Genomic DNA, 26,800 nt, shown 5'->3' with positions numbered 1-26,800 from the left:
TCCTGCGTTTTACAAGGGGAAATCCAATGAGCACCACCATCCGTTTGTCCGCACTGCTGTGCGTCATGTTGCCTTTGCTGTCCGCGTGCGATGCTTTCGCCGGCAAGAAGGACTACATCTACTTCCGCCAGCATCTGGACGAAGCCAAGTCGGTAGCCGACCAGTGCTTAATGAACGGCACCTCAGGCATGAGCGCGGCCCAGATCAAAGTATGTGACATTGCGCGCGAAGCCTACGCCAACCGCAACTTAAATTACTGATTGAGGACCGCCGCTGCCGGCTTATCCCCAGCGGCAGATTAAGTGGTGGGATGGGGGGACGAGGCTTGTGCGGTTACCGCGATACGCGGCCGCATGCGCCCGTTCCCCAGGTTCGCGTCGGCGGGAGTCACCGGCCTGTCACAAATTTGTCAAAGTCGGCTTGTAGAATGCCTCGACTTTCACGCCGCCCAGCCCATCCATGCACAATCCGCCGGAAACTCCGCAAGCCTTGCATCTGCTCTATGAGCCGGCCGGTTTCATTTGCGCCTTCCGCTTCGAAGACAGCTGCGCGCACCAGATGAAGTGGAACGAGGTGATCGACCACCGCCCCGCGGCGCCGGAGTTCACTTGGCTGCATGTCAAGACGGCCGATGTGAAGATCCAGCAATGGATGGAGCACCACAGCGGCGTGCCTGAACACATCACCGAATTCCTCCTCAGTAACGATACCCACCCCGGCTTGCACATGACGGCCGACAGCGTCTACGGCACGCTCACCGACATGAAGATGGAGATCGGCGACACCGGTACCGAAAAAGGGGCGCTGCATTTCTACCTCGACCGCACCCGCCTCCTGACGTTGCGCACGCAGCCGCTGTGTTCGACCAACCTGCTGCGCCAGAAAGTGCTCGACGGCGCCGGTTTCGACAACACCATGGACTTGTTCGCGGAGCTGTTGCGTTGCCTGGCCGACGGCTTCAATGCGCGGCTCGACAGCCTTAACGACAAGGTGGACGACATCGAGTTTTCGGTGCTCTCCGACCGCCGCTCGGAAGACCGCGCCGAACTGGGCAGCATACGCCGCCAGTTGGCCGAACTGCGCCGCTTCATCGTGCCGGAGCGCCGCATCCTGAGCCAGTTCAACCGCCTGCGGCCATCCTGGGTGCCCTCAGAGGCGCTGGAAGACCTGACCCACGCGCTGGACGAGCTCAATGAATTGCATTCGACCGTGGAAGCGTTGTATGAACGCGCCAAGCTGCTGCAGGAAGAAATCGCTTCGCAGATGTCGGAGCAGATGAACCGCAACCTGATGGCGCTGTCGGTCCTGACGGCGCTGCTGATGCCGGCCACGCTGGTATCGGGGATTTTCGGGATGAACGTGGCGGGTTTGCCGGGCCTGCATGACGAGGCTTCGTTCTGGATGGTGATGTCGGTGATGGCCGGCCTCGGTGTGGCGACCGTGGCCTTCCTCAAATGGATGAAGATCTGGTGAGCTGACCGCCGACAGGTTGCGGCAGGTCAGTCGCGTTCGGACAAGGCTTCTTCGCTCTCGCGAATCAGGCGGTCGATATCGAGGTTGTCGACCGGTTCAACACGCAGCGACAGCGGGCGCCACAGCGAATACAGCCACAGCCCGATGGTGCACAGCGTCCCCAGGAACAGGGTGATGAAGCCCGACAGGAACAGGCCGATGAAGGGCGAGGCGACCAGGCCGTCATAACCGATCAGGTGCTTGCCGTCCCAGGTGATGGTTTGTGCGCCGAACAGCGAGAGCACGCCCATCAGTACCGAAAACGGCACCAGCGAAAATGTAGTGCCGATAGCCAGCAGCTTGTAGATGGTGCCCATCGACATGCGCTGGATCTTGATCTGCTCGAACATGAGCTTCTTCCTCTCTTGCTTGTCCGGCCCGTATGGTTGCCGGTGTACCTGTGATGCCGCGCCGCGCATTCCCCGAATCGATTGCGCGGGCGGGTACTTCATTCCCGTCTTCCCTGCTTACTTGCCCCAACTGTCCTTGAGCGTCACGGCACGGTTGAACACCGGCTTGCCTTCGGTGGAATCGACCCGGTCCGCCACGAAATAACCGTGGCGCTCGAACTGGTAGATGGCGCCGGGCTTGGCGTCCTGCAGCGTCGGTTCCAGGTAGGCGGTGATCACTTCCTTGGAGTTCGGGTTCAGCGCGGTCAGGAAATCCTTGCCGCCGGCATCCGGATGCGGGTCGCTGAACAGGCGGTCGTACAGGCGCACTTCGGTGGCCAGTGCGTGCGCGGCGCTGACCCAGTGCAGGTTGCCCTTGACCTTGTAGTTCGAGCTGCCTTCGGTGCCGCTCTTGCTGTCTTCGAAGTAGTTGCAATGCACGGCGATGACGTTGCCGTTCTCGTCCTTGTCGCAGCCGGTGCATTCGACCACATAGCCGTAGCGCAGGCGCACCTTGTTGCCGGGGAACAGGCGGAAGTAACCCTTGGTTGGCTCTTCCATGAAGTCTTCGCGTTCGATCCACAATTCCCGGGTGATCGGGAAATGGCGGTGCTCGGTGTCATGCAGCGGATGGGCCGGCGGGTAGACCGGGGCGCTGCAATCGATGCTCAGGCCTTCCGGGAAATTGTCGATGATCAGCTTCAGCGGCCGCAGCACGGCCACGGCGCGCGGCGCCTTGGGGTCGAGGTCTTCGCGCAGCGCGCCTTCAAGGACGCTGAAATCGATCCAGCTATTGTTCTTGGAGGCGCCGGTGCGGTCCGACATCAGGCGGATCGCCTCAGGCGTATAGCCGCGGCGGCGCAGGCCGACGATGGTCGGCATGCGCGGGTCGTCCCAGCCGGACACGATCTTCTCGTCCACCAGTTGGCGCAGCTTGCGCTTGCTGGTGATGATGTAGGTCAGGTTCAGGCGCGCGAATTCATACTGGTGCGGCAACGGCCGCTTGAAGAAGCCTTCTTCGGCCAGGCGGTCCAGCAGCCAGTCGTAGAACGGGCGCTGGTCTTCGAACTCCAGCGTGCAGATCGAATGCGAGATGTTTTCCAGCGCGTCTTCGATCGGGTGCGCGAAGGTGTACATCGGGTACACGCGCCACTTGTCGCCGGTGTTGTGGTGGGTGGCGTGGCGGATGCGGTAGATGGCCGGATCGCGCAGGTTCATGTTGGGGCTGGCCATGTCGATCTTGGCGCGCAGGATCATGGAGCCGTCCGGGTGCTTGCCGTCGCGCATTTCCTCGAACAGGCGCAGCGATTCCTCGGGCGTGCGGTCGCGCCAGGGCGAGTTCTTGCCGGGTTCGGTCAGGGTGCCGCGGTTCTCGCGCATCTGCTCGGCATTTTGTTCGTCGACATAGGCCAGGCCGCGGCGGATCAGCGCCTGCGCGGCTGCGTACATGGTGTCGAAGTAGTTGCTGGCGTAGTACAGGTGCTGCTTGCCGTCATGCTCCCATGAGAAGCCCAGCCACTTGACCGAGTCCAGGATGGTGTCGACGTATTCCTGCTCTTCCTTCTCCGGGTTGGTATCGTCGAAGCGCATGTGGCAGCGGCCGGCGTAGTCGCGCGCCAGGCCGAAGTTCAGGCAGATCGACTTGGCGTGGCCGATGTGCAGGTAACCGTTGGGTTCGGGCGGAAAACGGGTGATCACCTGAGGCAGCGCCTCTCCTTCCTTGCTGCTGCGTTCGGCGTAGGCGCCGGAAACCAGGTCGGCTTCGATGATGCCGCGCAGGAAATTGGTGGAGGGTGCCGGTGAATGTCCGTTTTTCAGTTCGTTGCTCATGGATGAATCGGGAGAATGCCTATATATGCGGATCAAGCATTCTACCGCAGCGCGCCTGCTTGCATCGGGCTTTGCGCTGGAGCGAAGGCGAAAATGTGCCCGACTTAGGCGAATCTGGCTGCCGTTTTCTTGTTACAGATGATACGGCTGCGAATTACCTGTCATTGGCGCCGGGTGGCAATCTGCCTGCATGGCCAGGACCGTTTCCAGGCCCGTTACAGGATAAAGGAGAGGGCATCATGAAACGACTTATCAAATTGCTGGTGGTCGCCGGCGTGGCGGCGGCGACCTTGTCGGCCTGCGTGGTGGTGCCGGTCGGCCAGCCGCATTACTACCGGCCGTATTACGGTCAGGGTTATTACTACGGCCGTTAAGCGGGCTGATTGGGCCTGATTGGGATGGAGATGTCCGCCAGGCAATATAGGGCGGATTTGTCCCGATCCATCTTTACGATTTCTCATGGCGGCAGCCGGTATCCCGGTCGCCGCCATTTGTTTTTCGCTGCCCGTTTGCGGCGCTTCGTCGCATGGCGCTGGCGCGGCGCCCGCTGTGGCGCGACATTGGCGCATTTCGATTTCCTTCGATGAAAGTGAAAACGCCATGTCGCTGACAACCTTGAAGGCCATCCATCTGCTGGGGGTCGTGCTTTTCCTTGGAAATATCATCGTCACCGCCTTCTGGAAAACACTGGCCGACCGCAGCGGCGACCTGGCCGTGATCCGCTTCGCGGTGAAGGCAACCAACTGGGCGGACGTGGTCTTCACGCTGGGCGGCATCGTCCTGCTGGCTGCGGCAGGCCATATGATGGCGCCGGCGTTTGGCGGCATCGCGGCCAGCTTCTGGCTGAAAACCGCTTATGGGCTGTTCATCGCCACCGGTGTCCTGTGGCTGGCGGTGCTCATTCCCGTGCAGTGGAAGCAGGCACGCCTGCTCAGTGCGTTGCCGGCGGGCGCAACGGTTCCGGCCGCCTATCGCAGGCTGGCGCTGGTCTGGGCAGCGGCGGGATCGGTGGCGACCTTGATGCCGTTGGCGGCGGCCTGGCTGATGGTGGCCAAGCCGGGCTGAAGCTTTTCACATCTGCTTGAAGAGGTGGGCGAACAACCGGCTTACCGCCAGTTTTTCCGGGCGATTGCGCAGCAGCAGGGAGAGCTTGCCGGCCTCGTCGCGTACCGCGGCCTGCACATGGCGCACCTGCACTACCGTGCCCCGGTGAACCTGCCAGAACTGCTGCGCATCGAGCAGGGGAATCAGTTCGCGCAGGCTGGTGCGGATCAGCGCTTCGCCTTCGGCGGTCACGACATTGACGTATTTGTCGGTGGCTTCGAAATACAGCACATCGCCCACCGGGATCATGCGCACCTGATTGCCGACCGCAGCGCGGATGATGTCCAGGCGCGGAGCCGGTTGCGGCGCTTCCGCGTCGTGCGAGGCCAGGCGCCGCAGTTGTGCCAGCGCGCGTTCCAGGTGTTCGTCCGGGGCGCTGGCGGCGCGCTGTTCCAGCAATGATTTCAGGCGTTGCACCGTGGTGGCCAGGCGCGCATCGTTGACCGGTTTCAGGAGGTAATCCACTGCAGCCTGCTCGAAGGCTTCCACCGCATAGTTGTCGTAGGCGGTGACGAACACGATCAGCGGAAACGGCCGCGTCGGCGGCCAGGCGTCGGCCAGTTCGCGCGCCACATCCAGCCCGTTGCGGCCAGGCATGCGGATGTCCAGGAACAGGACATCCGGCAGCAAGGCCACCGCCTGCTCCAGTGCCGCGATGCCATTGATGGCGACCGGCACCGCACCCAACTCCGGCCAGGTGCGTGACAGTGCCTGCTGCAGTGCCGAGGCCAGCAGCGGTTCGTCTTCAGCGATGAGGGCGGAGAGGGATGGCATGGCGGCTCCGGTGCTGTGAGGAGGGGGTGTTATTTGCCGGTGATACGCCCGCCCCTGGAGGGACGGTGTACTGCCTTGAGCGCCTTGAGCGGGATCGTGATCTGCGCCATGGTGCCGGCCGGCACGTTGTGCGTGAGGATCAGTTCGGCCAGCGGGCCGTAGAGCGTGGACAGGCGTTCGCGGATGTTGTCCAGGCCGAAGTGCATGCCGATCTCCGGTTCCTTCTTGCCGGCCAGCGCCGCCAGCTCGGATTTGGGGGAAGGGCTGTTGAAACTGATGCCGGTGGCCAGCCCGACGCCGGTGTCGAACACGCTCAGCACCAGCATATCCTGGTGCAGGGCGGCGCGTACCGTGCAGTTGCCGCCTTCGACCTTGGGTTCCAGGCCATGTTTGATGGCGTTTTCCACCAGCGGCTGCACCAGCATCGGCGCCAGGCGCAGGCGCCCCAGTTCTTCCGGCAGTTGCAGCGTATAGGACAGGCGCATGCCCATGCGCAGCGACATCAGCCCGAGGTAGGCCTTGATCAGGTCAAATTCCTTCTTCAGCGAGGTGCTGTCGGCACGCGACGCCGACAGCGTGGTGCGCAGGTAATGGATCAACTGGTCGAGCATCTGCTGCGCGCGCAACGGTTCGGAGCCGATCAGCGTCTGCAGCGTGGCCAGGGTGTTGAACAGCATGTGCGGTTCGATCTGCGCCTGCAGCATCTGCAACTGCGCCTGTACCGCCTGCTTTTCGACCTGGCTGGCATGGGCTTCCAGCGCGGTCATCTTTCCGCGGTTCCAGAAAAAGATGGCCGCGCCGAAGCAGGCGAGGAAGGTCAGCACGATCACGCCGATGATGTTGTCGCTGCGTTCGGGCAGGAAGGACGTCACCGGCTGCCCCATCAGGTAGCTGGCGAGCAGGCGTCCCAGCAGCACCGACAGCGGCGCGAGCACGACCAGCAAGAGGGAAAAGCCGAGCTTGTTTGGCTCACCGTCGCCCCAGATCAGCAGCCGTGTGCCGTTGATCAGCACCATCGCCAGGATGCCGATGCACATCGCCACCTGCAGGTTTTCGTAGAAACTGCCGCCGATGCGCATGAGGTAGGTCACGGCCAGCGCGCACATCAGGTTGATGACGAGCGTGGGCAGCAGCGATTGCGCCAGTTCGCGCAGCAGCAGGGTAAGGCGGGGCGGGACGGAAGTGTCTTGTTGATTCATTCGTTCTGGCAATTCGGGTAAGGCCGGTAAAGCACGACGCAATGGCGCCCTGAGCAACGGTTTCAGCGATCGCGGCGCAATTCGCGCTCTAGCATCGCCTGCTTCCAGCGGGTGGGAAAATGGGCAAAAACGTTCAGGGCGTGAAATAGTAACCCGATTCCCCAGCCGAGTAGCGGTCCAAGGCTCCACAAGACGTGGCGGGAAGTGCTCAGGTTGAGTATGAGCAGGCCGGCGTTGACCAACAGGTAGATGCAAAGGTGGCGCAGGAAGCCCAGCTTGCGGTTCACGCGGCGCATCGCGTCGAGGCGGGTTTGGTCGGAAATGGAAGGTTCGGTCTGGCGCATGGAAGTCCTTGATGGGGAATCCGGCCGATCCGGATTGCAGGCGCCAAGATGCGCCTGCGATTGCGCCCGCGCCAGCGGCAGGCGACAAAATGCCGGGACGATGGCGCAAAGCGCTTGAAGCATGGCGCGATCTGTTCTACCTTAGGCGCCGTACCGATAACGGAGAACGATCATGTGGCCTTACCCCAAGGTTCTCGCCCATCGCGGCGGCGGCACGCTGGCGCCGGAAAACACGCTGGCGGGTTTTCGCACCGGCCTGCAGTTCGGTTACCGCGCAGCGGAGTTCGACGTCATGCTGACCCGTGATGAAATGCCCATCCTGATGCACGACCCCCAGCGCGGCCGCACGCTGCCGGGCGTCGGACAGATTGCCGAGACCGACTGGGCGCAGCTGTGCGAGCTCGACGCCGGCGCCTGGCATGGCCCTTCGTTCGCCGGCGAGCGCATCTGCACGCTGGAGCAGGGGCTGGATTTCTGTATCGGGAATGGGATCTGGATGAACGTCGAGATCAAGCCCGGCGCATCGGCGCAGGCAGTGCGCACCGGTGAGCTGACTGCGCTGGCGGTGGGGCGGCGTTTCACTGCGGCGCTGGAAGCCTTGCGCGACGATCCCGCGTCGCCCCAGGCAGCCGTGCTGCCGGTGCTGTCTTCGTTTTCTTTCGACGCGCTGATGGCGGCCAAGGAGGCTGCGCCCGACCTGCCGCGCGGTTTTCTGGTGGACACGATTCCCGACGATTGGCAAGCGCGCCTGCAGCAATTGCAGGCGGTCGCCCTGCACACCAGCCACAAGAACCTTACGCCGCAACTGGCGCGCCAGGTCAAGGATGCCGGCTATGGCTTGTTCTGCTATACCGTCAATGATGCGGCGCGGGCGGTGGAGATCATGGGCTGGGGAGTGGATGCTTTCTGCACCGACCGTATCGACCTGATCCGCGCCGATGCTTATTAAGGCCCGCGGAACCTCCGGTGAAATGGGCGGCAAATCCTGTTCTTACCGGAGGACTGAATGCCGGGCGGGCTGGCTATGATGATTCTGCTGTTCGCATCAGGACGGAAGGGATACAGGCACTGTCAACGTCCCGAAAAGAAAGTGCGTTAAGGAGACACAAGGCCGGTGAAAGAGCGTACCGGTGGACTTGTGGAGAACATAACACTGAGATGAGGAAAACGATGAAGATCAATAAACTGCTGGCTGCCGTACTCGTTGCCGCCTTCGCACTGCCGGTCATGGCACAGCCTGCACCGGCCCCGGCTCCAGCTCCGGCCGCCGAAGCTCCAGCAGCCAAACCGGCGCCGAAGCACAAGAAGCACGCCAAGAAGCACAAAAAGCATAAAAAGCATGCCAAGAAGGCGAAACCGGCCATGCCCATCAACAAGGGCGCCTGATTGAATTGAAACCGCACGGCCGGTACGCCGGCCGCAAGGGTTGACCGGAAGGGGAGGCTGATCTGTTAAGGGCCTGGATGGTGCAGGGCAGCGCACCGTCTGGAGGAGCCAAACCTGTAACCCGTCGGGATTTCCGGCGGGTTTTTTTTCGCCGGTGGGCTGCCCGGCGGCAGCTTTCAGGCACAGCAGGCCTGTTGGGCAAAGCGGAACAGGGCCCTTGTCTGGTAGTTCTGGCCCGCCCGGGGCCGCCCGTCGCAGTGTCCCGCGGGCAATGCCCTGAGGGCGTGGCGCGCCTGCTTATCGTGCGCAGTATCACGTATAATCGCCGATTCGCAATCACTTTTTGCACCGTTTTTTACCAGCCTTCGAACCATGAACTCAGCCGAAATTCGCGACAAGTTTCTGAAATTCTTTGAATCCCAAGGACATACCATTGTCAGGTCCTCCAGCCTGGTTCCGGGCAACGACCCGACCCTGCTGTTCACCAATTCCGGCATGGTTCAGTTCAAGGACGTGTTCCTCGGCACCGACAAGCGCAACTACGTGCGCGCCGCTTCGGTGCAGCGCTGCCTGCGTGCGGGCGGCAAGCACAACGACCTGGAAAACGTCGGCTATACCGCGCGCCACCATACTTTCTTCGAAATGCTGGGCAACTGGTCCTTCGGCGACTACTTCAAGCGCGAATCGCTGAAGTGGGCCTGGGAACTGCTGACCAAGGTCTATGGCCTGCCGGCCGACAAGCTGTGGGCCACCGTCTACGAGACCGACGACGAAGCCTACGACATCTGGACCAAGGAAATCGGCGTGCCGCCCGAGCGCGTGGTACGCATCGGCGACAACAAGGGCGCGCCCTACGCTTCGGACAACTTCTGGCAGATGGCCGAGACCGGCCCTTGCGGCCCTTGCTCCGAAATCTTCTACGACCACGGCCCGGAGATCTGGGGCGGCCCTCCGGGCAGCCCGGACGCCGACGGTGACCGCTACATCGAAATCTGGAACAACGTGTTCATGCAGTTCGACCGCCAGATCGATCCCAAGACCGGCGAATACGTGCTGACCCCGCTGCCGGCGCCCTGCGTCGACACCGGCATGGGCCTGGAGCGCCTGGCTGCGATCCTGCAGCACGTGCACAGCAACTATGAGATCGACCTGTTCCAGGCACTGATCAAGGCCGCCGCGCGCGAGACCAATACCACCGACCTGGCGAACAATTCGCTCAAGGTCATCGCCGACCACATCCGTGCGACTTCCTTCCTGATCGTCGACGGCGTCATTCCCGGCAACGAAGGCCGCGGCTACGTCCTGCGCCGCATCATCCGCCGCGCGCTGCGCCACGGCCACAAGCTGGGCCAGACCAAGCCGTTCTTCTACAAGCTGGTCAAGGACCTGGTGGCGCAGATGGGCGCGGCCTACCCGGAATTGCCGGAAGCCGCCGAGCGCGTCGAGCAGGTCTTGAAGCAGGAAGAAGAACGTTTCGGCGAAACGCTGGAACACGGCATGAAGATCCTGGAAGCCGCACTGGCCGACAATACCGGCAAGCTGGACGGCGAGACCGCCTTCACCCTGTACGACACCTACGGCTTCCCGCTGGACCTGACCGCCGACATCTGCCGCGAGCGCAATGTCGAGCTGGACGAGGCCGGCTTCGACGTCGCGATGGAACGCCAGCGGACCAAGGCACGCGAAGGCGGCAAGTTCAAGATGGCCGCCGCCATCGAATACAGCGGCGACAAGACCAAGTTCGTCGGCTATGAGTCGCTGGCGCAGCAGGCCAAGGTGGTCGCGCTGTACGTGGCGGGTTCGCCGGTGCAGAAGATCGAGGCCGGCCAGGACGCCATCGTGGTACTCGACACCACCCCGTTCTATGCCGAATCCGGCGGCCAGAGCGGCGACGCCGGCGTGCTGGAAGCGGCAGGCGGCCTGTTCGCCGTGGCCGATACGCAAAAGATCCAGGCCGACGTGTTCGGCCATCACGGCCAGTTGGCCAAGGGCAGCCTGGCAATGGGCGACACCGTGCAAGCCAAGGTCGATGCCGCCCAGCGCGCGCGGATCATGCGCAACCACTCGGCTACCCACCTGATGCACAAGGCCCTGCGTGAAGTGCTGGGCAGCCATGTATCGCAGAAGGGTTCGCTGGTCGATGCCGACAAGACCCGTTTCGACTTCAGCCACAACGCACCGCTGAGCGCCGAGGAAATCCGCCGCGTCGAAGAGATCGTCAACCGCGAAGTGCTGGCCAATGCCGCCACCAGCGCCAAGCTGATGGGCTATGACGACGCGATTGCCGCCGGCGCCATGGCACTGTTCGGCGAGAAGTACGGCGACGAAGTGCGCGTGCTCTCCATCGGCACGTCGACCGAACTGTGTGGCGGCACCCACGTGGGCCGCACCGGCGATATCGGCCTGTTCAAGATCGTTTCCGAAGGCGGCGTCGCCGCCGGCATCCGCCGGGTCGAAGCCGTGACCGGCGAAGGCGCACTGGCGCTGGTGCAATCGCTCTCGAACCGCGTGGCCGAAGCGGCCGCTGCGCTCAAGACCCAACCTGAAGAACTGCTGCCGCGCATCGGCCAGGTGCAGGACCAGGTCAAGGCGCTGGAAAAGGAACTGGCTGCGTTGAAGTCCAAGCTGGCCTCGAGCCAGGGCGACGAGCTGGTGAACCAGGCTGTCGATATCAAGGGCATCAAGGTGCTGGCCGCGACGCTGGAAGGCGCCGATGCCACCACCCTGCGCGAAGCCATGGACAAGCTGAAGGACAAGCTCAAGACCGCCGCCATCGTGCTGGCCTCGGTGAAGGACGGCAAGGTCAGCCTGATCGCTGGCGTTACCGCCGACGCCACTGCCAAGGTCAAGGCCGGCGAACTGGTCAACTTTGTCGCCCAGCAGGTTGGCGGCAAGGGCGGTGGCCGTCCCGACATGGCGCAAGCCGGCGGCACCGATCCGTCCGGCCTGCCCGGCGCACTCAAGGGTGTGGCCGACTGGGTCGGCGCCAAGCTCTGATCAATCACGGGGTTCGCGCATGAGCGATTTCAAATTCTGTCCGGTCTGCGCAGTCGATCTGGTGCTGCGCGCCGATGAGGGCGAAGCGGGCAAGGTGAGGCTGGGTTGCCCCGAGGGCCACTGGACCCATTGGGACAATCCGCTGCCGGTGCTGGCCGGACTGGTTGAAATCGACGGCAAGATGCTCACCGCGCGCAATGCCGCCTGGGCCGAAGGGCGCTTCGCGCTGATTACCGGCTTCATGGAGCGCGGCGAGACGCCGGAAGAGGGCATCGCACGCGAGATCAAGGAAGAGACCGACCTCGATGCGCAGGAAATCTCCCTGATCGGCGTCTATGAATTCATCCGCAAGAATGAGTTGATCATCGCCTATCACGTCAAGGCGACCGGCGCCATCAAACTGTCGCCGGAACTGCTCGAATACCGCTTGTCGGATCCGGCCGATTTGCGCCCTTGGCCGGCCGGCACCGGGCATGCCGTGGCCGACTGGATGCGAGAGCGCAAGCTGCCTGTGCAGTATGTGGAATTCGCCGGTTCGACGACGCCGATCGCGACCCCGGAAGCGGTACGCTGACGCGGTTTAGTTGCTTTTGCGCAAGCTTAGTGCGGTGAATACAACAGTTCTTGTGCAATGCATCAACTCGGCGCATCTTTGCAGTAGAATCGTCTTCGTTGTGTTCCATATTGAGTCGCTGTAATGACCATAGAATTTCACCGGGAATTGGATGCGCGCGGCCTGAACTGTCCGCTGCCGATACTCAAGACCAAGAAGGCGCTGGCCGATATGTGCAGTGGCCAGGTATTGAGGGTCACCGCCACCGATACCGGTTCGGTGCGAGATTTCCAGGCCTTTGCCAAGCAAACGGGCAACGACCTGCTGTCGCAAGTCCAGAACGAAGACCACGAGTTCATCTTCTTCATGAAGCGCAAGTGAGCAGGCGGGCAATTGCCCCGCATGTGCGCTTGGCGTGATGGGATTTGCTTGCCAGGCTGGTAATGAGTTGAATTGAAAATGCCGTTCGGTGTATGCCGAACGGCATTTTTGTTTTCTGCCTATCGAGTCACCCCGGCGCAAGCGGGGGCGATGCTTTAAAACTCCGGATGAAAGCTCTCCGCCCTGGCGATCGGCCAGAATTTCTCATACACCTGATACCGGTAATTGCCGTCCAGCAGATCGTTGGGTTGCAGGTATTTCAGCAGGTTCGACATCAACTGCACTTCATGGTCATTGATGCGCCGTACGATATGGTGCGGCCGTAGCGCCGAGGTATGCGGCAGGCCGGCGGCCTGCACCAGTTCCTGCAGCGCATGCAATGTGCTCTGGTGAAAACGGTAGACGCGTTCAGCCTTATCCGGCACCACCAGGGCGCGGGCACGCGTGGGGTTCTGTGTGGCCACGCCGGTCGGGCAGCGGTCGGTGTGGCAGCTCTGCGATTGGATGCAGCCCAGGGCGAACATGAAGCCGCGCGCCGAGTTGCACCAGTCCGCTCCCAGCGCCAGCGTGCGTGCCAGGTCGAAGGCCGTGATGATCTTGCCGGATGCGCCGATCTTCACCTTGTCGCGCAGGCCGATGCCCACCATCGTGTTGTGCACCATCAGCAGGCCCTCTTGCAGCGGCATGCCGACGTGATCGACGAACTCCAACGGCGCGGCGCCGGTGCCGCCTTCAGAGCCATCGACGGTGATGAAATCGGGAACGATGCCGGTCTTGACCATGGCCTTGGCGATGCCGAAGAATTCCCAGGGATGGCCGACGCACATCTTGATGCCGACCGGCTTGCCGCCGCTGCGCTGGCGCAGCTTTTCGATGAATTGCAGCAGGCCGATGGGCGTGGAGAACGACGAGTGTGTGGCCGGCGAGATGCAAGCCACTCCCATCGGGATGCCGCGGGTGGCAGCGATTTCCGGGGTGATCTTGGCGGCCGGCAAGACGCCGCCGTGGCCGGGTTTGGCGCCCTGCGAGAGCTTCACTTCGATCATTTTGATCTGCGGCGACTGTGCCTGTACCGCGAACTTCTCCTCGTCGAAGCTGCCATCGGCGTTGCGGCAGCCGAAGTAGCCGGAAGCAATCTGCCACACCAGGTCGCCGCCGAACTCGCGGTGGTAGGCCGAGACCGAACCTTCCCCCGTGTCGTGCGCGAAGTTGCCTTTCTTGGCGCCGTGGTTGAGCGCGCGGATGGCGTTGGCGGAGAGCGAGCCGAAACTCATGGCGGAAACATTGAACACCGACATGGAATATGGCTGCTCCCGTCCCTCTCCGACCGTCACGCGGAAGTCGTGGCTGGCGATCTGCGTGGGCGACAGCGAATGGCCTATCCACTCGTGGCCGCCTTGTTGCATGTCGAGTTCGGTCCCGAAGGGGCGGCTGTCGACGTCCGCTTTGGCGCGCTGGTAGACGATGCTGCGTTTTTTGCGGGAGAACGGTCGGCCGTCCATTTCACCTTCAAAGAAGTACTGGCGAATTTCCGGCCGGATCGATTCGAAGATGAAGCGGAAATGCCCGATCAGCGGGTAGTTGCGCAAGACCGCGTGCTTGCGCTGGATCAGGTCGCGGATTCCGATTCCGGAAAAAATCAAGGGGATCAGCATCCAGCCCCAGCTGATGTACCGGCCTGCGGCCAGCAGTGCCAGGGCCGTGGTCAGGAGGATGACCAGCCAGAATACGAAATAACGATTTGCCCACATGATGAAAATCCGCTCGTTGTTGTCGTTGGGCCGATGCCGCCGGCGATGTTTGCAGGATTCTAACGCCGCTACAGCGTCCCCGCTTGACTCGAACTGAGGGGTCTTTCTGGCCGATTTGCCCGGACGGGACTGTTCGGTGCCGCTGCCGCGCAGAGTTTAGGCGAGTGGCATCTTTATTGCTTGGGGTGAACGGTACAACGAAGCCGCCTGGGGAAGGGGGCAATTGATAACTTTTACTTGCGCTGCGGGGCGAGACACGCAATGTTTTTATGAAAACAGCAGCTTCATCAGTTATTTCCGACAACGACAATACGCCTGCTCAATCGATTCCACGTTCACCGCGCCTGTTGGAGACCCTGCTCGCCAATCTGGATGGCGTGGTTTACCGTTGCCGCGACGACGCGCAATGGACCGTGGAATTCGTCAGCGAAGGCTGCCTGCAATTGACAGGGTATTTGCCCGAAGAGCTGTTGCTGAATCAGCGCATTTCCTTCCTTGAACTGATTCATCCCGATGATCGCCAGATGGTGCGCGCGCATGTCGACGATTGCGTGCGGTTGCGCCGCCGCTTCGACGTGGAGTACCGCATCGTGCATGTCGAAGGCGCCATCCGCTGGGTGTGGGGGCGCGGTGTCGGCATCTACAATGCCGACGGCGAGGTTGAGGCCCTGGAAGGCTTCATGCAGGACGTGACCGAACGCAAGGAGGCGGCGCAGGCGCTGCAGGAGGCGGAGCGGCGCTATCGCAGCATCTTCGAAAACGCCATCGAAGGCGTTTTCCAGACCACGCCCGACGGCACTTATATCGCCGTCAACCCGGCATTGGCGCGCATTTACGGTTATCGGTCGCCCGAAGACCTGATCGTCAGCCTGCGCGATATACGCCACCAGCTCTATGTCGAGCCCGAGCGCCGCAGCGAGTTCATGCGGCTGATGGAGGAGCATGGATCGGTCTCCAATTTCGAATCGCGCGTCTACCGGCGCGATGGCGACATTATCTGGATCTCCGAAAACGCCCGGGCCGTCTATGGCGACGCCGGCACGCTGGTGTTCTACGAAGGTACCGTGGAAGCCATCACCGAGCGCAAGCTGTACGAAGCCGAAATGCGCCATCAGGCCACGCACGATGCGCTGACCGGATTGCCCAACCGCAATATGCTGCATGACCACCTGCAGCGCGCCATCCAGAGTGCGCGACAGAAAGGCGGCCTGACCGCGGTGGCCTTCGTCGACCTCGACCAGTTCAAGTACATCAACGACAGCCTTGGGCACCAGGTCGGCGACGAACTGCTCAAGACGGTGGCGCAGCGCCTGATGTCATGCGTGCGCGACAGCGATATGGTGGCGCGCCAGGGTGGCGATGAATTCGTCCTGGTCTTGCAGAACCAGACCGAGGGCGATGTGGGCATTGCCGAGGTCATGCAGCGCATACTGGCGGCGGTGTCGCGTCCCTGGCAGGCGGGGGATCGTGAGTTCCATATCACCTCCAGCATTGGCGTGAGCCGCTACCCGACGGATGGGAAGGATGTCGAAACGCTGCTCAAGAACGCGGATTCGGCCATGTACAAGGCCAAGGAACAGGGGCGCAACAACTTCCAGTTCTTTGCGCCATGGATGGACACCCAGGTCAGCAATCGCCTGGAAATGCTGATCAGCCTGCGCCGCGCACTGGACCAGCAGGAATTCAAACTGTTCTACCAGCCCAAGTTGAGCCTGAAGGATGGCCGCATCATCGGCGCCGAGGCGCTGATCCGCTGGGAGTCGCCGGAGCAGGGCATGGTCGCGCCCGACCGCTTTATCCCGTTTGCCGAAGAGGCCGGGCTGATCGTGCCGATCGGGGAATGGGTGCTGCGCACGGCTTGCCGCCAGAACAAGGCCTGGCAGGATGCCGGACTGCCGCCGATCCCGGTGGCGGTGAACCTGTCGCCGCGCCAGATGAACCAGGCCTTGCCCGAATTCGTGGCCAACGTACTGACCGACAGCGGCCTGTCGGCTTCCTGGCTTGAGCTGGAAATCACGGAAAACGTGGTCATGAAGGACGCCGAGAAGACCGTGGCGACCTTGAATACGCTAAAACGCCTTGGTTTGCAGATATCGGTGGATGATTTCGGCACCGGCTATTCCAGCCTGAGTTATCTGCGCCGTTTCCCTGTCGATGCCTTGAAGATCGACAAGTCCTTCGTGCGCGATATCGCCCGCGATGCCGACAGCGCGGCCATCGTCAAGGCGGTGATCTCGCTGGCGCACATCCTCAACCTGAGGGTGATCGCCGAAGGGGTGGAGGATGAAGAGCAACACGCGTTCCTGCGTGAAAATGGATGCGACGAAGTGCAGGGTTATTACTTTGGCAAGCCAATGACGGTGAAGGACTTCACCGACCGCCTGCGCAAGGAAGCGGTACAGGCGGCGCCCTGACGGGAGCTGCAAATAATTGTGTAGGCGCTGCAACAAGCGCCATGCCCGGAAATCTTTGTGCTACACTCCACGCAGTACTTTTTCAGCTTTTCGCCCGACCGCCGCAACCTCTGCGGCTCTTAGTTTCCAGCTCATTCAATCTCCTATAAGTCGGGCACCGGAAAGCAGCATCAACAGCATCAAGCACAGCGCAGCAGGTTTGCGAGTGACGGTCCCATGGATGGCGCCGCGGATTGGCGCAACCATGCCGCCGGGCTCAGTGCAAGCCAAACTTTTGTTTAACAAGACGCACAAGAGTCGTACATGAATATTGCAGAGGCGAAGAAAGTCCTCGAAACCGCATTGCTTTGCACGCATGAGCCTTTATCGATCAATGACCTGAAAAAGCTGTACGCCGACCCGGAAAGCGATCAAGCCAGCGAAATCACGGCTGATGTCATCCGGCAATTGCTCGAAGAGCTGCGTACCGACTGGGCGGACAAAGGGGTGGAAGTGGCAGGCCTGTCGACCGGCTGGCGCTTCCAGAGCCGTCCGGAGATGAAGGTCTACCTGGAACGCCTGAATCCGGAAAAACCGCCGAAATACACGCGCGCCACGCTGGAAACATTGGCGATCATTGCCTACCGCCAACCGGTAACGCGCGGTGATATCGAAGAAATCCGTGGTGTGGCTGTCAATTCGCAAACCATCAAGATGCTGGAAGATCGCGGCTGGATCGAGTCGATCGGTCATCGCGACGTGCCGGGACGCCCGGCCCTGTTTGCCACCACCCGCAAGTTCCTGGACGACCTGGGCTTGACTTCGCTGGAAGAGTTGCCGCCGTTGCAATCGGTTGGCGGTGAAGCGGCAGTCCAGGGGGCGCTGCTGGAATTGCAGGCATTGGAAGGCAGTGGGGCGGCCGTGCTGGAAGGCGCGGAAGAAGGCGAAGCGGATGCGGTGGAGCAGAATGGCCAACTGGCGTTGGGCGAGCCGCTTGCCACCGGGGATGCCGTCAGTGTCGTCGCTGTCGCGCAGCCTGAGGCAAATGCCGATACCGCGCCAGATGACGGTGAAATGGCCGGCCAAGTGCAGCATATCGAACAAACGCAAGAACCTTTTGAACAAGACGTTGCCGTAACAGGCACAGACGCCCTCGAGACCGCCGATGAAGCGGCCGGCGTGCACATCGACACCACTGACCAGGCCGGCGAGCGGGAAGATAAAACCGAGCCAGGTCTGCACAATCAAGATTTGAAGAATGAAACCAATTAGTTCCAAAGACGAGCAAAGCGTTGAGCTTGCTGCGGCTGATGCTGCCGCGACCGAAAAGCCGGTGAAAAAGCGCACCCGCAAGGCTGCAGTCGCGGCGCCTGCCGATGCTGGCGCGTCTGTCGCGGTTGCGGTCGATGCCGAAGCGCCGGCGCCCAAGAAGCGCGCGCCCCGGGCCAAGAAGGTCGTGAGCGAAGATGTTGCTGCTCCAGCCGAGGCTGTTGCGGCGCCTGCCGATGCGGCAGTGCCGGAAAAAAAGCCGCGCGCCGTCAAGCCGCGCGCGAAGAAGGTCGACAAGGTTGAAGAGCCTGTGACGGCCAAGCCGGCGAAGCAGTTGAGTTTGGCGATGGACGCACCGGCCCAGGAGCCGCCCAAGGTCATTGTCACTGTCGGCGAAGAAGTCGTGGCGCCGCCGGTGCTGCTGGATGCCCCGGCCGACCCGAACAGGGCCAAGCCCGCCCGCCGTGGCGTGCGCGGTCCGCGTGCCCTGCGCAATAATCGTGCAGCCCAGCGTGCCGAAGCCAGTGCCCAGCAAAAAGGCGGCGCGCCCGAAGCAGGGGTTGCGCAAGAACCGCGCGGCCAGTTCAAGGGACCGAATCCGAACCACGGGCAGCAAGGCAAGAAGGCTTTCGACAAGGGGCACAAGAAGCCCAAGGCGCCGCAACTGGGCCTGCGTGCGGCTGAGCCGTCGGATGACATTTTCTCCTTTGTTACCTCGGAAGCCTATGACCGGGAAGACGGCGGCAAGAGCCAGAACCGTCATCCGCACCAGTTGCGCGGCAAGAATGGTCGCCGCGACCTGACCGCCGAGGACGATGCGCCCAAGCTGCACAAGGTGCTGGCCGACGCCGGCCTCGGTTCCCGTCGCGACATGGAAGAGCTGATCGTCGCCGGCCGCGTGTCGGTCAATGGCGAGCCTGCCCACATTGGCCAGCGTATTTTGCCGACCGACCAGGTCCGCATCAACGGCAAGTTGTTGCAACGCAAGGTTTCCAAGCGCCCGCCGCGCGTGCTGGTCTATCACAAGCCAGCCGGTGAAATCGTCAGCCATTCCGATCCGGAAGGCCGCAGTTCGGTGTTCGACCGCCTGCCGACCATGAAGGCGGGCAAGTGGCTGGCCGTGGGCCGCCTTGACTTCAATACCGAAGGCCTGCTGCTGTTTACTACCTCGGGAGATCTGGCCAACCGCCTGATGCACCCGCGCTACAACATCGAGCGCGAATACGCGGTGCGTACGCTGGGCGAGCTGGAAGAAGGCATGCGCCAGAAGCTGCTGCACGGTGTTGAGCTCGACGATGGCCTGGCGCAGTTCTCGAAGATCGCTGATGGCGGTGGCGAAGGCGTCAACAAGTGGTATCGCGTTACTATCGGCGAAGGCCGTAACCGTGAAGTGCGCCGTATGTTCGAAGCAATCGGCCTGACCGTGTCGCGCCTGATACGTACCCGTTACGGTGCGATGACGCTGCCGCAGACCTTGAAGCGCGGCCGTTGGGAAGAGCTGGAAGAAAACGCTGTGCGCAATCTGCTGGTCGCCTGTGGCCTGGAAAAGTCGGGTGGCGGTGAGCAGAGGGCAGCAGGCAATCCCAAGAATACCGGTCCGCGCGGCAACCAGATGCAAGGCAACAAGGGCGGTCCGCAGCAGCGTGGCCGTGGCAATAGCGGTAATGGTAATGGCGGCAATGGCAACAGCAGCGGCAATAAGGGCGGGCAGCAGAAGAGCCGCCAGCCTGATCCGCTGCAAACCGCGTTGGGCTTCCCGGACATCGGTAGCCAGCGTCGCCATAATCGCCCGCAGCGTGGCGGCGCCGGTAACTTTGCATCGCCAGGGTTGCCTGGCATGGCGCGTCGCCGTACGCGCTGATGCTCCCCGCTCCGGGCGTTTTGATTGCCGCAGGGTAATCGAGGCGCCTGGCGGGTTTGCGAGGCGCCTTTTTCGGGCGTTTTTGTCGCGCCCGGCGCACTTCATCCCAATCTTGAATTGCTGCGCATACCGTAATCGAGTATAATGCGCAAGTTAAACGCAACCGCCGCGAATCGCATATGTGCTAATTCATTGAAAGATCCGCCTTTGCCATGAGTTAGATGGATGTAGGGGCGGTTCGCGTGATGTGATCTCAGTGTTGTGTGGGGGATAACAAAAGATGGGCGGATGCCCATTTTTTTTTTGCTGAACAGATTCGACATCGGCGCCGCAGGGCGGGTCGCGCCGGCGTCTATTACGGAGAAATAGTCTTGCAATTGCTGGAGTTGATTGAATCCACCCTGTCGGGTATGGGCTACGAGCTGGTCGAGTTCGAGAAGGCTGCGCGCGGTCTCGTGCGTGTCTATATCGATTTCCCGTTCGACCCTGCTGCCGAAGAGGAGCGTTCGATCACCGTCGAGGATTGCGAGAAAGTGACGCATCAGCTGGTGCACGTCTTCACTGTGGAGAACGTGGCCTATGAGCGTCTGGAGGTTTCCTCGCCAGGGCTGGACCGGCCCCTGAATAAGCAGGCGGACTTTGTCCGCTTTGTCGATTGCGAAGCGATCGTCAAGTTGCGTGTGCCGATGCCGGGCACGGCCAACCGCAAGAGCTATCAGGGCATGCTGCGTGAGCCGGAGGGCGAGAACCTGATGCTGGAATTTGAAGCAAACGATGGGTCGGCAGCCGTATTGACTTTTACGCTGGCTGATGTGGATAAGGCACACCTGGTGCCACAGGTCGATTTTAGGAGTCGCAAAGGATGAGTCGCGAAATTTTGTTGTTGGTCGATGCACTGGCACGCGAAAAGAACGTCGATAAGGAAGTGGTCTTCGGAGCGCTGGAACATGCGCTGGCCCAGGCCACCAAGAAACGCTATGAAGGCGAAGTCGACATTCGCGTATCGATCGACCGCGAGAGCGGTGAGTTCGAGTCGTTCCGCCGCTGGCACGTGGTGCCTGACGAGGCAGGCCTGCAGCTTCCCGACCAGGAAGTGCTGCTGTTCGAAGCCAAGGACCAGTTCCCGGATATCGAAGTCGATGAATACATCGAAGACCCGATCGAATCGGTCGAGTTCGGCCGCCGCTTCGCGCAGGATACCAAGCAGGTGGTCCTGCAGCGTATCCGCGACGCCGAGCGCGAGCAGATCCTGGCCGACTTCCTGGCCCGTGGCGATGCCCTGGTGACCGGCACCATCAAGCGCATGGAGCGCGGCGATGCCATCATCGAATCGGGCAAGATCGAAGCGCGCCTGCCGCGCGACCAGATGATCCCGAAGGAAAACCTGCGTATCGGCGACCGTGTGCGTGCCTTCATCCTGCGCATCGACCGCAGCGCCCGTGGCCCGCAAGTGATCCTGTCGCGTACCGCGCCTGAATTCATCATGAAGCTGTTCGAGCTGGAAGTGCCGGAAATCGAACAAGGTTCGCTGGAAATCAAGTCGGCCGCGCGCGATGCCGGCGTCCGCGCCAAGATCGCGGTGTTTACCGCCGACAAGCGCATCGACCCGATCGGTACCTGCGTGGGTATGCGCGGTTCGCGCGTGCAGGCCGTGACCGGCGAGCTGGGCGGCGAGCGCGTGGACATCGTGCTGTGGTCGGAGGACCCGGCGCAATTCGTCATCGGCGCACTGGCCCCGGCCAATGTCACCTCGATCGTCGTGGATGAAGAGAAGCACGCCATGGACGTCGTCGTGGACGAGGAAAACCTGGCCATCGCCATCGGCCGCGGCGGCCAGAACGTGCGCCTGGCTGCAGAGCTGACCGGCTGGCAGATCAATATCATGACCGCCGAGGAATCGGCCGACAAGTCGGCGCTGGAAACCGCAGCGATCCGCACGCTGTTCATGGAAAAGTTGGACGTTGACCAGGAAGTGGCCGACATCCTGGTCGAGGAAGGTTTCTCGACCCTGGAAGAAATCGCCTACGTGCCGATCAACGAGATGCTCGAGATCGAATCGTTCGACGAAGAAACCGTCAACGAGCTGCGCAACCGCGCACGCGATGCCCTGGTCACCGAAGCGATTGCTTCCGAAGAAGGCCTGGAAGGCATGGACGAGGAACTGATCAACTTCGAAGGCCTGGACCGTGTGCTGGCCGGCAAGCTGGGCCTGGCAGGCGTGAAGACGCTGGCGGCATTCGCCGGCCTGGCGTATGACGAGTTCGGCGCGATCCTGGCCCTGCCGTCCGAGCGCGCGCGCCAACTGATTGAAAATGCATTTGAAGATGTGACCGACGATGAAATGAAGCTCATCGATGCCAAATACGATGAGCGCGCCAAGGCGTTGCAGGCCAAGGCATGGAGTGCAACCGAAGCCAACTGAGGCTTCGCATCACTTCACATCATCTGCCGAGCCACATAGAAAAGAGGACTGAATGGCGAGTACCAACGTTGCCCAATTTGCCACCGAGCTGAAAATGCCCGCTGATCTGCTGTTGACCCAGCTGCGTTCGGCCGGGGTCGAAAAGAGCTCCGAATCCGACGCCCTGTCGAAGGAAGACAAGGACCGTCTGCTTGAACACCTGCGCCGTGCGCGTGGCGCTTCGCCCGAAGGCGAGAAGAAAAAGATCACGCTGACCCGCAAGGAAACGACCGAGATCAAGCAGGCCGATGCGACCGGCAAATCGCGCACGATCCAGGTGGAAGTGCGCAAGAAGCGCACTTTCATCAAACGCGACGAACCGGCGGCGGAAGAAGCTTCGGCGCGTGCCGCGGCGGTTCCGCACGAGCAGGCCGAAACTCCGGCCGAGGTGCAGGCGCGTCAGGAAGAGGAAGCTCGCCGTCAGGTCGAATTGAAGGCCCAGGAAGAGCGTCTGGCGCAACTGGAAGCAGAACGTGCCGCCCAGGCGCAGGCTGCTGAATTGGAGCAGCAGCGTGCCCGCGAAGCCGCCGAGGCGGAAGCCGCACGCGCGGCCGCTGAGGCTGCAGTTGAAGCCGAGAAGGCCAAGGCTGGCACGCAGGCTGCACAGCCCGCGCCGAACCCGGCCGAGGAAGAAAAGAAGCGCGCTGCCGCCGAAGAGGCCAAGAAGAAGGCTGCTGAAGTCGCCAAGGTGGCGGCTGAACGCGCTGCCGCTGCCGAGCGTGCACGCAAGGCGGTAGAAGATGAAGTGGCCCAGATCAAGGCTATGATGAATGCGCCGCGCAAGGCCGTGAAGGCGCCCGAACCGGCGCCGGCTGCTGCGGCCAAGACATCGGAAGGCACGTTGCACAAGCCGGCGGACAAGAAGCCGGGCGACAAGCCAGCGGACAAGAAGCCGGTAGTCGCGGCGGACAAGAAGTCGATCAAGTCGGCCAATGTCTCCTCGACCTGGCAGGACGACGCCAAGAAGCGCGGCACCGGCATGAAGGCCCGTGGCGCGACCGGCGCCGGCGGTGGCCGCGACGGCTGGCGCTCGGGCCCCAAGGGCCGTCGCCATTCGCATGGCGACGACCAGCGCGAAAGCAATTTCCAGGTGCCGACCGAAGCCGTGGTGCACGATGTGTACGTGCCGGAAACCATCACCGTGGCCGAAGTGGCGCACAAGATGGCAGTCAAGGCATCTGAGGTTATCAAGCACCTGATGAAGCTGGGCCAGATGGTCACTATCAACCAGGTGCTGGACCAGGAAACCGCGATGATCGTGGTCGAGGAAATGGGCCATCGCGCACATGCCGCCAAGCTGGACGATCCGGAAGCATTGCTGGTCGAAGGCGAAGAGCACACGGACGCCGAAGCGCTGCCGCGCGCTCCGGTGGTGACCGTGATGGGCCACGTCGACCACGGCAAGACCTCGCTGCTGGACTACATCCGCCGCACCAAGGTTGCGTCGGGCGAAGCCGGCGGCATTACCCAGCACATCGGTGCATACCACGTGGAAACCCCGCGCGGCATGATCACCTTCCTGGATACCCCGGGCCACGAAGCGTTTACCGCGATGCGTGCCCGTGGCGCCAAGGCGACTGATATCGTCATCTTGGTGGTGGCGGCCGACGACGGCGTGATGCCGCAGACCAAGGAAGCGATCGCTCACGCGAAGGCCGGTGGCGTGCCGCTGGTGGTGGCGATCAACAAGATCGACAAGCCGGGCGCCAACCCCGACCGCGTCAAGCAGGAACTGATTGCGGAAGAAGTGGTGCCGGAAGAATACGGCGGCGATGCACCGTTCATCACGGTATCGGCCAAGACCGGTGAAGGCATCGACTCGCTGCTGGAAAACGTCCTGCTGCAAGCCGAAGTGCTGGAACTGACCGCGCCGATCGATGTACCGGCCCGTGGCCTAGTGATCGAAGCCAAGCTGGACAAGGGCCGTGGCCCGGTGGCGACGATTCTGGTGCAGTCCGGTACCTTGAAGCGCGGCGACGTCGTGCTGGCTGGTTCCGCCTATGGCCGCGTGCGCGCCATGCTGGACGAGAACGGCAAGAACATCAGCGAAGCCGGTCCGTCGATTCCGGTCGAGATTCAAGGCCTGACGGAAGTGCCGTCGGCCGGTGAAGAAGTGCTGGTCATGACCGACGAACGCAAGGCGCGCGAAATCGGCCTGTTCCGCCAAGGAAAGTTCCGCGACGTCAAGCTGGCCAAGCAGCAGGCCGCCAAGCTGGAAAACATGTTCGAACAGATGAGCGAAGGCGAGGTCAAGAACCTGCCGATGATCATCAAGACCGACGTGCAAGGTTCGCAGGAAGCGCTGGTGCAATCGCTGCAGAAACTGTCCAACGCGGAAGTTCGCGTCCAGGTGGTGCATGCGGCCGTTGGCGGCATTACCGAAAACGACGTCAACCTCGCGGTGGCATCGAAGGCGGTCATCATCGGCTTCAACACCCGTGCCGACGCATCCGCACGCAAGCTGGCCGAAGCCAACGGCGTCGACATCCGTTACTACAACATCATTTACGATGCGGTGGACGAGGTGAAGGCGGCGATGTCGGGCATGCTGGCGCCGGAAAAGCGCGAACAGGCGCTGGGCCTGGTGGAAATCCGCCAAGTCTTCGTGGTCAGCAAGGTCGGTTCGATCGCGGGCTGCTACGTGCTGGAAGGCCTGGTCAAGCGCGGTTCCCAAGTCCGCCTGCTGCGCAACAACGTGGTGGTGTGGACCGGCGAACTGGATTCGCTCAAGCGCTTCAAGGACGACGTCAAGGAAGTCAAGTCGGGCTTCGAGTGCGGTCTCTCGCTCAAGGGCTACAACGACATCGAAGTGGGCGACCAGCTCGAAATCTTCGAAGTGCAGGAAGTGGCGCGTACGCTGTAATTCCGGGGCCATCGGCGGGATCATCCCGCCGGTGGCTGCGCAGAAAATGCGCACCAACAACGCGCTCCAACAAGCAACAGCAACATCCGTCGCAGCAATGCGGGAGTTTCCCGTGAAGCCACCGGCGGATTGTTTTTTTGAACAATGGCAAAACACAGCAAATCCATCCCCGGGCGCGGCTTGCGCGTCGCCGACCAGATCCAGCGTGATTTGGCGGAATTGATCGCCTTCGAATTGAAGGATCCGCGCGTAGGGATGATCACCATTACCGAAGTGCAGGTCACGCCTGACTATGCGCACGCCAAGATCTTCTTCACCACGCTGGTGGACAATCCCGAGGCAGTGAAGAACACGCTGGCAGGCCTGCACAAGGCGGCAGGGTTCCTGCGTACCCAGTTGGGCCGCAGGCTGACTATCCATACCTTGCCGGAACTGCATTTCGTGCACGACAACTCGACCGCACGCGGCATTGAAATGTCGCGCCTGATCGACGAAGCCAATGCCACGCGCGCCAAGGACGCGGACGACGAAGCCTGAGGCTTTGCGTTCCATGCCTCGTGCGGTCAGGTACCGCTGCATTCATTGACGATATCAATTGGCCGGCCCGGCCGCGAACGCCCAGCATCGCCTGGCGCTCGACGTAGCTCACAGGCCGGCCGCCCATCACATGGCAGACAACATACCGGCGGACGAATCGTCCTCTACCCAGGCAACGCAAGAGCAGGATAGCGAACGCAAGAAACGCCCGGCTCAGGCGGCACGCGTACCGCGCCCACCGCGGGTGCCGGTGCACGGCGTGCTGCTGCTGGACAAGCCGGCAGGCCTCTCCAGCAACGATGCCCTGATCCGCGCCAAGCGCATGCTCAATGCGCCCAAGGCCGGGCATACAGGCACCCTTGATCCGTTTGCCACGGGCTTGTTGCCGTTGTGCTTCGGCGAAGCCACCAAGTTCTCGCAAGATTTGCTGGAGTCCGACAAGACCTATGAGGCCGTCGTTCATCTGGGTATCAAGACCGACACCGGCGATACCGAAGGCCAGGTCATCGGCGAGCACGCCGTCGAGGTCGGGGCCGAACAGATTGAAGCGGCACTGGCGCAGTATCGCGGCGACATCCGCCAGGTGCCGCCCATGCACTCAGCCCTGAAACGCGACGGCAAGCCTTTGTACGAATACGCGCGCGCCGGCATCACGCTGGAGCGCGAGGCGCGCGAGGTCACCATCCATCATCTGGAGATGCTGGCCTACCAGGCGCCGATGCTGACCATCCGCGTCACTTGCAGCAAGGGAACGTATATTCGCGTGCTGGGCGAGGACATCGGCGAGGCGCTGGGTTGCGGCGCACACCTGAATGCATTGCGCCGTACCGGCGTCGGCCCGCTGACACTGGAAGGCGCCGTGACGCTGGAACAGCTCGACGCGGCTGGCGAAGTGGCGCAGCGCAAGGACATGCTGTTGCCGGTGGACGGTTTGCTGCAGAGTTTTGCGGCCGTACAACTGCCGGATGAACTGGCGCGCCGTTTTCTGCATGGCCAGCGGCTGGCCTTGGGCAAGGAAGGCGTCGCGGTGCCGGAACAAACCGGCCGGGTGCGGGTTTACCGTGTTTCCGACGGTTGTCTGCTGGGGACCGGCTTGTTGCAGGAATACGCCATCCTGGCGCCGGAACGATTGGTGTCCACCGTCTGAGCAAGCGCTCTGGCGGAGGATGCAAATGGGCAGTAAAGCGGTTTCTGCC

23 protein-coding genes are annotated in these 26,800 nt (G+C 62.1%); 17 read left to right on the top strand and 6 right to left on the bottom strand.

Annotation, left to right across the window (positions count from 1 at the left end; genetic code table 11):
* The first annotated feature begins 26 nt into the window (after window positions 1-26).
* Complete coding sequence (locus AKL28_RS15430) at window positions 27-260, top strand: hypothetical protein (RefSeq protein ID WP_050469057.1); 234 nt, start codon at window positions 27-29, stop codon at window positions 258-260.
* 199 nt (window positions 261-459) lie between these two features.
* Window positions 460-1,473, top strand: coding sequence for a transporter (locus tag AKL28_RS15425; RefSeq protein ID WP_050469056.1), 1,014 nt, complete (start codon window positions 460-462; stop codon window positions 1,471-1,473).
* A gap of 26 nt (window positions 1,474-1,499) precedes the next feature.
* On the opposite strand, the gene AKL28_RS15420 is transcribed toward AKL28_RS15425, so the two are convergent.
* Both AKL28_RS15420 and AKL28_RS15415 read right to left on the bottom strand, forming a co-directional pair.
* On the bottom strand, window positions 1,500-1,862 hold the full coding sequence (locus tag AKL28_RS15420) for a hypothetical protein (protein ID WP_050469055.1): 363 nt from the start codon (window positions 1,860-1,862) through the stop codon (window positions 1,500-1,502).
* 117 nt (window positions 1,863-1,979) lie between these two features.
* Window positions 1,980-3,731, bottom strand: a complete 1,752-nt coding sequence (locus AKL28_RS15415; protein ID WP_050469054.1) for a glutamine--tRNA ligase/YqeY domain fusion protein — start codon at window positions 3,729-3,731, stop codon at window positions 1,980-1,982.
* Between the two features lie 239 nt (window positions 3,732-3,970).
* On the opposite strand from AKL28_RS15415, the gene AKL28_RS25310 reads away from it, so the two are divergent.
* Together AKL28_RS25310 and AKL28_RS15410 are read left to right on the top strand one after the other, a co-directional pair.
* A complete protein-coding gene (locus tag AKL28_RS25310; RefSeq protein WP_269432194.1) occupies window positions 3,971-4,105 on the top strand; it encodes a hypothetical protein in 135 nt (44 codons plus the stop codon).
* Window positions 4,106-4,331: 226 nt separating this feature from the next.
* Entirely contained in the window at window positions 4,332-4,796 is a 465-nt protein-coding gene (locus AKL28_RS15410) for a DUF2269 family protein (protein WP_050469096.1), read from the top strand.
* Window positions 4,797-4,802: 6 nt separating this feature from the next.
* On the opposite strand, the gene AKL28_RS15405 is transcribed toward AKL28_RS15410, so the two are convergent.
* The 3 genes from AKL28_RS15405 to AKL28_RS15395 form a co-directional block, all read right to left on the bottom strand.
* On the bottom strand, window positions 4,803-5,609 hold the full coding sequence (locus AKL28_RS15405) for a LytR/AlgR family response regulator transcription factor (protein WP_050469053.1): 807 nt from the start codon (window positions 5,607-5,609) through the stop codon (window positions 4,803-4,805).
* A 29-nt stretch (window positions 5,610-5,638) separates the two neighbouring features.
* On the bottom strand, window positions 5,639-6,808 hold the full coding sequence (locus AKL28_RS15400) for a sensor histidine kinase (RefSeq protein ID WP_050469052.1): 1,170 nt from the start codon (window positions 6,806-6,808) through the stop codon (window positions 5,639-5,641).
* A 62-nt stretch (window positions 6,809-6,870) separates the two neighbouring features.
* Window positions 6,871-7,275, bottom strand: a complete 405-nt coding sequence (locus AKL28_RS15395; RefSeq protein WP_231602453.1) for a 2TM domain-containing protein — start codon at window positions 7,273-7,275, stop codon at window positions 6,871-6,873.
* Window positions 7,276-7,324: 49 nt separating this feature from the next.
* Here AKL28_RS15395 and ugpQ point away from each other — a divergent pair, with 49 nt between their 5' ends.
* From ugpQ to AKL28_RS15370, 5 genes are all read left to right on the top strand, one after another.
* Window positions 7,325-8,101, top strand: a complete 777-nt coding sequence (gene ugpQ / locus AKL28_RS15390) for a glycerophosphodiester phosphodiesterase (RefSeq protein WP_050469050.1) — start codon at window positions 7,325-7,327, stop codon at window positions 8,099-8,101.
* Window positions 8,102-8,322: 221 nt separating this feature from the next.
* Window positions 8,323-8,538 (top strand): hypothetical protein, encoded by a 216-nt coding sequence (locus AKL28_RS15385; protein ID WP_050469049.1) that lies wholly within the window; start codon window positions 8,323-8,325, stop codon window positions 8,536-8,538.
* Window positions 8,539-8,910: 372 nt separating this feature from the next.
* Window positions 8,911-11,535 carry an alanine--tRNA ligase gene (gene alaS, locus AKL28_RS15380; protein ID WP_050469048.1) on the top strand — a complete coding sequence of 875 codons (2,625 nt, stop codon included), beginning with the start codon at window positions 8,911-8,913 and terminating at the stop codon, window positions 11,533-11,535.
* 19 nt (window positions 11,536-11,554) lie between these two features.
* Window positions 11,555-12,109, top strand: a complete 555-nt coding sequence (locus AKL28_RS15375) for an NUDIX domain-containing protein (protein WP_050469047.1) — start codon at window positions 11,555-11,557, stop codon at window positions 12,107-12,109.
* 123 nt (window positions 12,110-12,232) lie between these two features.
* Window positions 12,233-12,469 (top strand): sulfurtransferase TusA family protein, encoded by a 237-nt coding sequence (locus AKL28_RS15370; RefSeq protein WP_050469046.1) that lies wholly within the window; start codon window positions 12,233-12,235, stop codon window positions 12,467-12,469.
* Between the two features lie 155 nt (window positions 12,470-12,624).
* Here AKL28_RS15370 and AKL28_RS15365 read toward each other — a convergent pair whose 3' ends face one another.
* Complete coding sequence (locus AKL28_RS15365) at window positions 12,625-14,220, bottom strand: FMN-binding glutamate synthase family protein (RefSeq protein WP_050469045.1); 1,596 nt, start codon at window positions 14,218-14,220, stop codon at window positions 12,625-12,627.
* Between the two features lie 269 nt (window positions 14,221-14,489).
* Here AKL28_RS15365 and AKL28_RS15360 point away from each other — a divergent pair, with 269 nt between their 5' ends.
* From AKL28_RS15360 to truB, 8 genes are all read left to right on the top strand, one after another.
* Window positions 14,490-16,634 carry a putative bifunctional diguanylate cyclase/phosphodiesterase gene (locus tag AKL28_RS15360; RefSeq protein ID WP_050469044.1) on the top strand — a complete coding sequence of 715 codons (2,145 nt, stop codon included), beginning with the start codon at window positions 14,490-14,492 and terminating at the stop codon, window positions 16,632-16,634.
* Between the two features lie 303 nt (window positions 16,635-16,937).
* Window positions 16,938-17,885, top strand: a complete 948-nt coding sequence (gene scpB, locus AKL28_RS15355) for an SMC-Scp complex subunit ScpB (RefSeq protein ID WP_050469043.1) — start codon at window positions 16,938-16,940, stop codon at window positions 17,883-17,885.
* Window positions 17,872-19,743, top strand: a complete 1,872-nt coding sequence (gene rluB, locus AKL28_RS15350) for a 23S rRNA pseudouridine(2605) synthase RluB (protein ID WP_050469042.1) — start codon at window positions 17,872-17,874, stop codon at window positions 19,741-19,743. The genes scpB and rluB overlap by 14 nt, the downstream gene beginning before the upstream one ends.
* Window positions 19,744-20,114: 371 nt before the next feature.
* On the top strand, window positions 20,115-20,609 hold the full coding sequence (gene rimP / locus AKL28_RS15345; protein WP_050469041.1) for a ribosome maturation factor RimP: 495 nt from the start codon (window positions 20,115-20,117) through the stop codon (window positions 20,607-20,609).
* Window positions 20,606-22,165, top strand: a complete 1,560-nt coding sequence (nusA, locus tag AKL28_RS15340) for a transcription termination factor NusA (protein WP_050469040.1) — start codon at window positions 20,606-20,608, stop codon at window positions 22,163-22,165. The genes rimP and nusA overlap by 4 nt, the downstream gene beginning before the upstream one ends.
* Window positions 22,166-22,217: 52 nt before the next feature.
* Window positions 22,218-25,067 (top strand): translation initiation factor IF-2, encoded by a 2,850-nt coding sequence (gene infB, locus AKL28_RS15335; RefSeq protein ID WP_050469039.1) that lies wholly within the window; start codon window positions 22,218-22,220, stop codon window positions 25,065-25,067.
* Between the two features lie 144 nt (window positions 25,068-25,211).
* Window positions 25,212-25,604, top strand: coding sequence for a 30S ribosome-binding factor RbfA (rbfA, locus tag AKL28_RS15330; protein ID WP_050469038.1), 393 nt, complete (start codon window positions 25,212-25,214; stop codon window positions 25,602-25,604).
* Between the two features lie 130 nt (window positions 25,605-25,734).
* Window positions 25,735-26,751, top strand: coding sequence for a tRNA pseudouridine(55) synthase TruB (truB, locus tag AKL28_RS15325; protein ID WP_050469037.1), 1,017 nt, complete (start codon window positions 25,735-25,737; stop codon window positions 26,749-26,751).
* Window positions 26,752-26,800: the final 49 nt, after the last annotated feature.

This window comes from Herbaspirillum chlorophenolicum, assembly GCF_001189955.1.
GTDB classification, from domain to species: Bacteria; Pseudomonadota; Gammaproteobacteria; order Burkholderiales; family Burkholderiaceae_D; genus Herbaspirillum; species Herbaspirillum chlorophenolicum.
The sequence above is the reverse complement of the archived record's forward strand: the minus strand, read 5'-3'. Positions and strand labels throughout refer to the sequence as shown.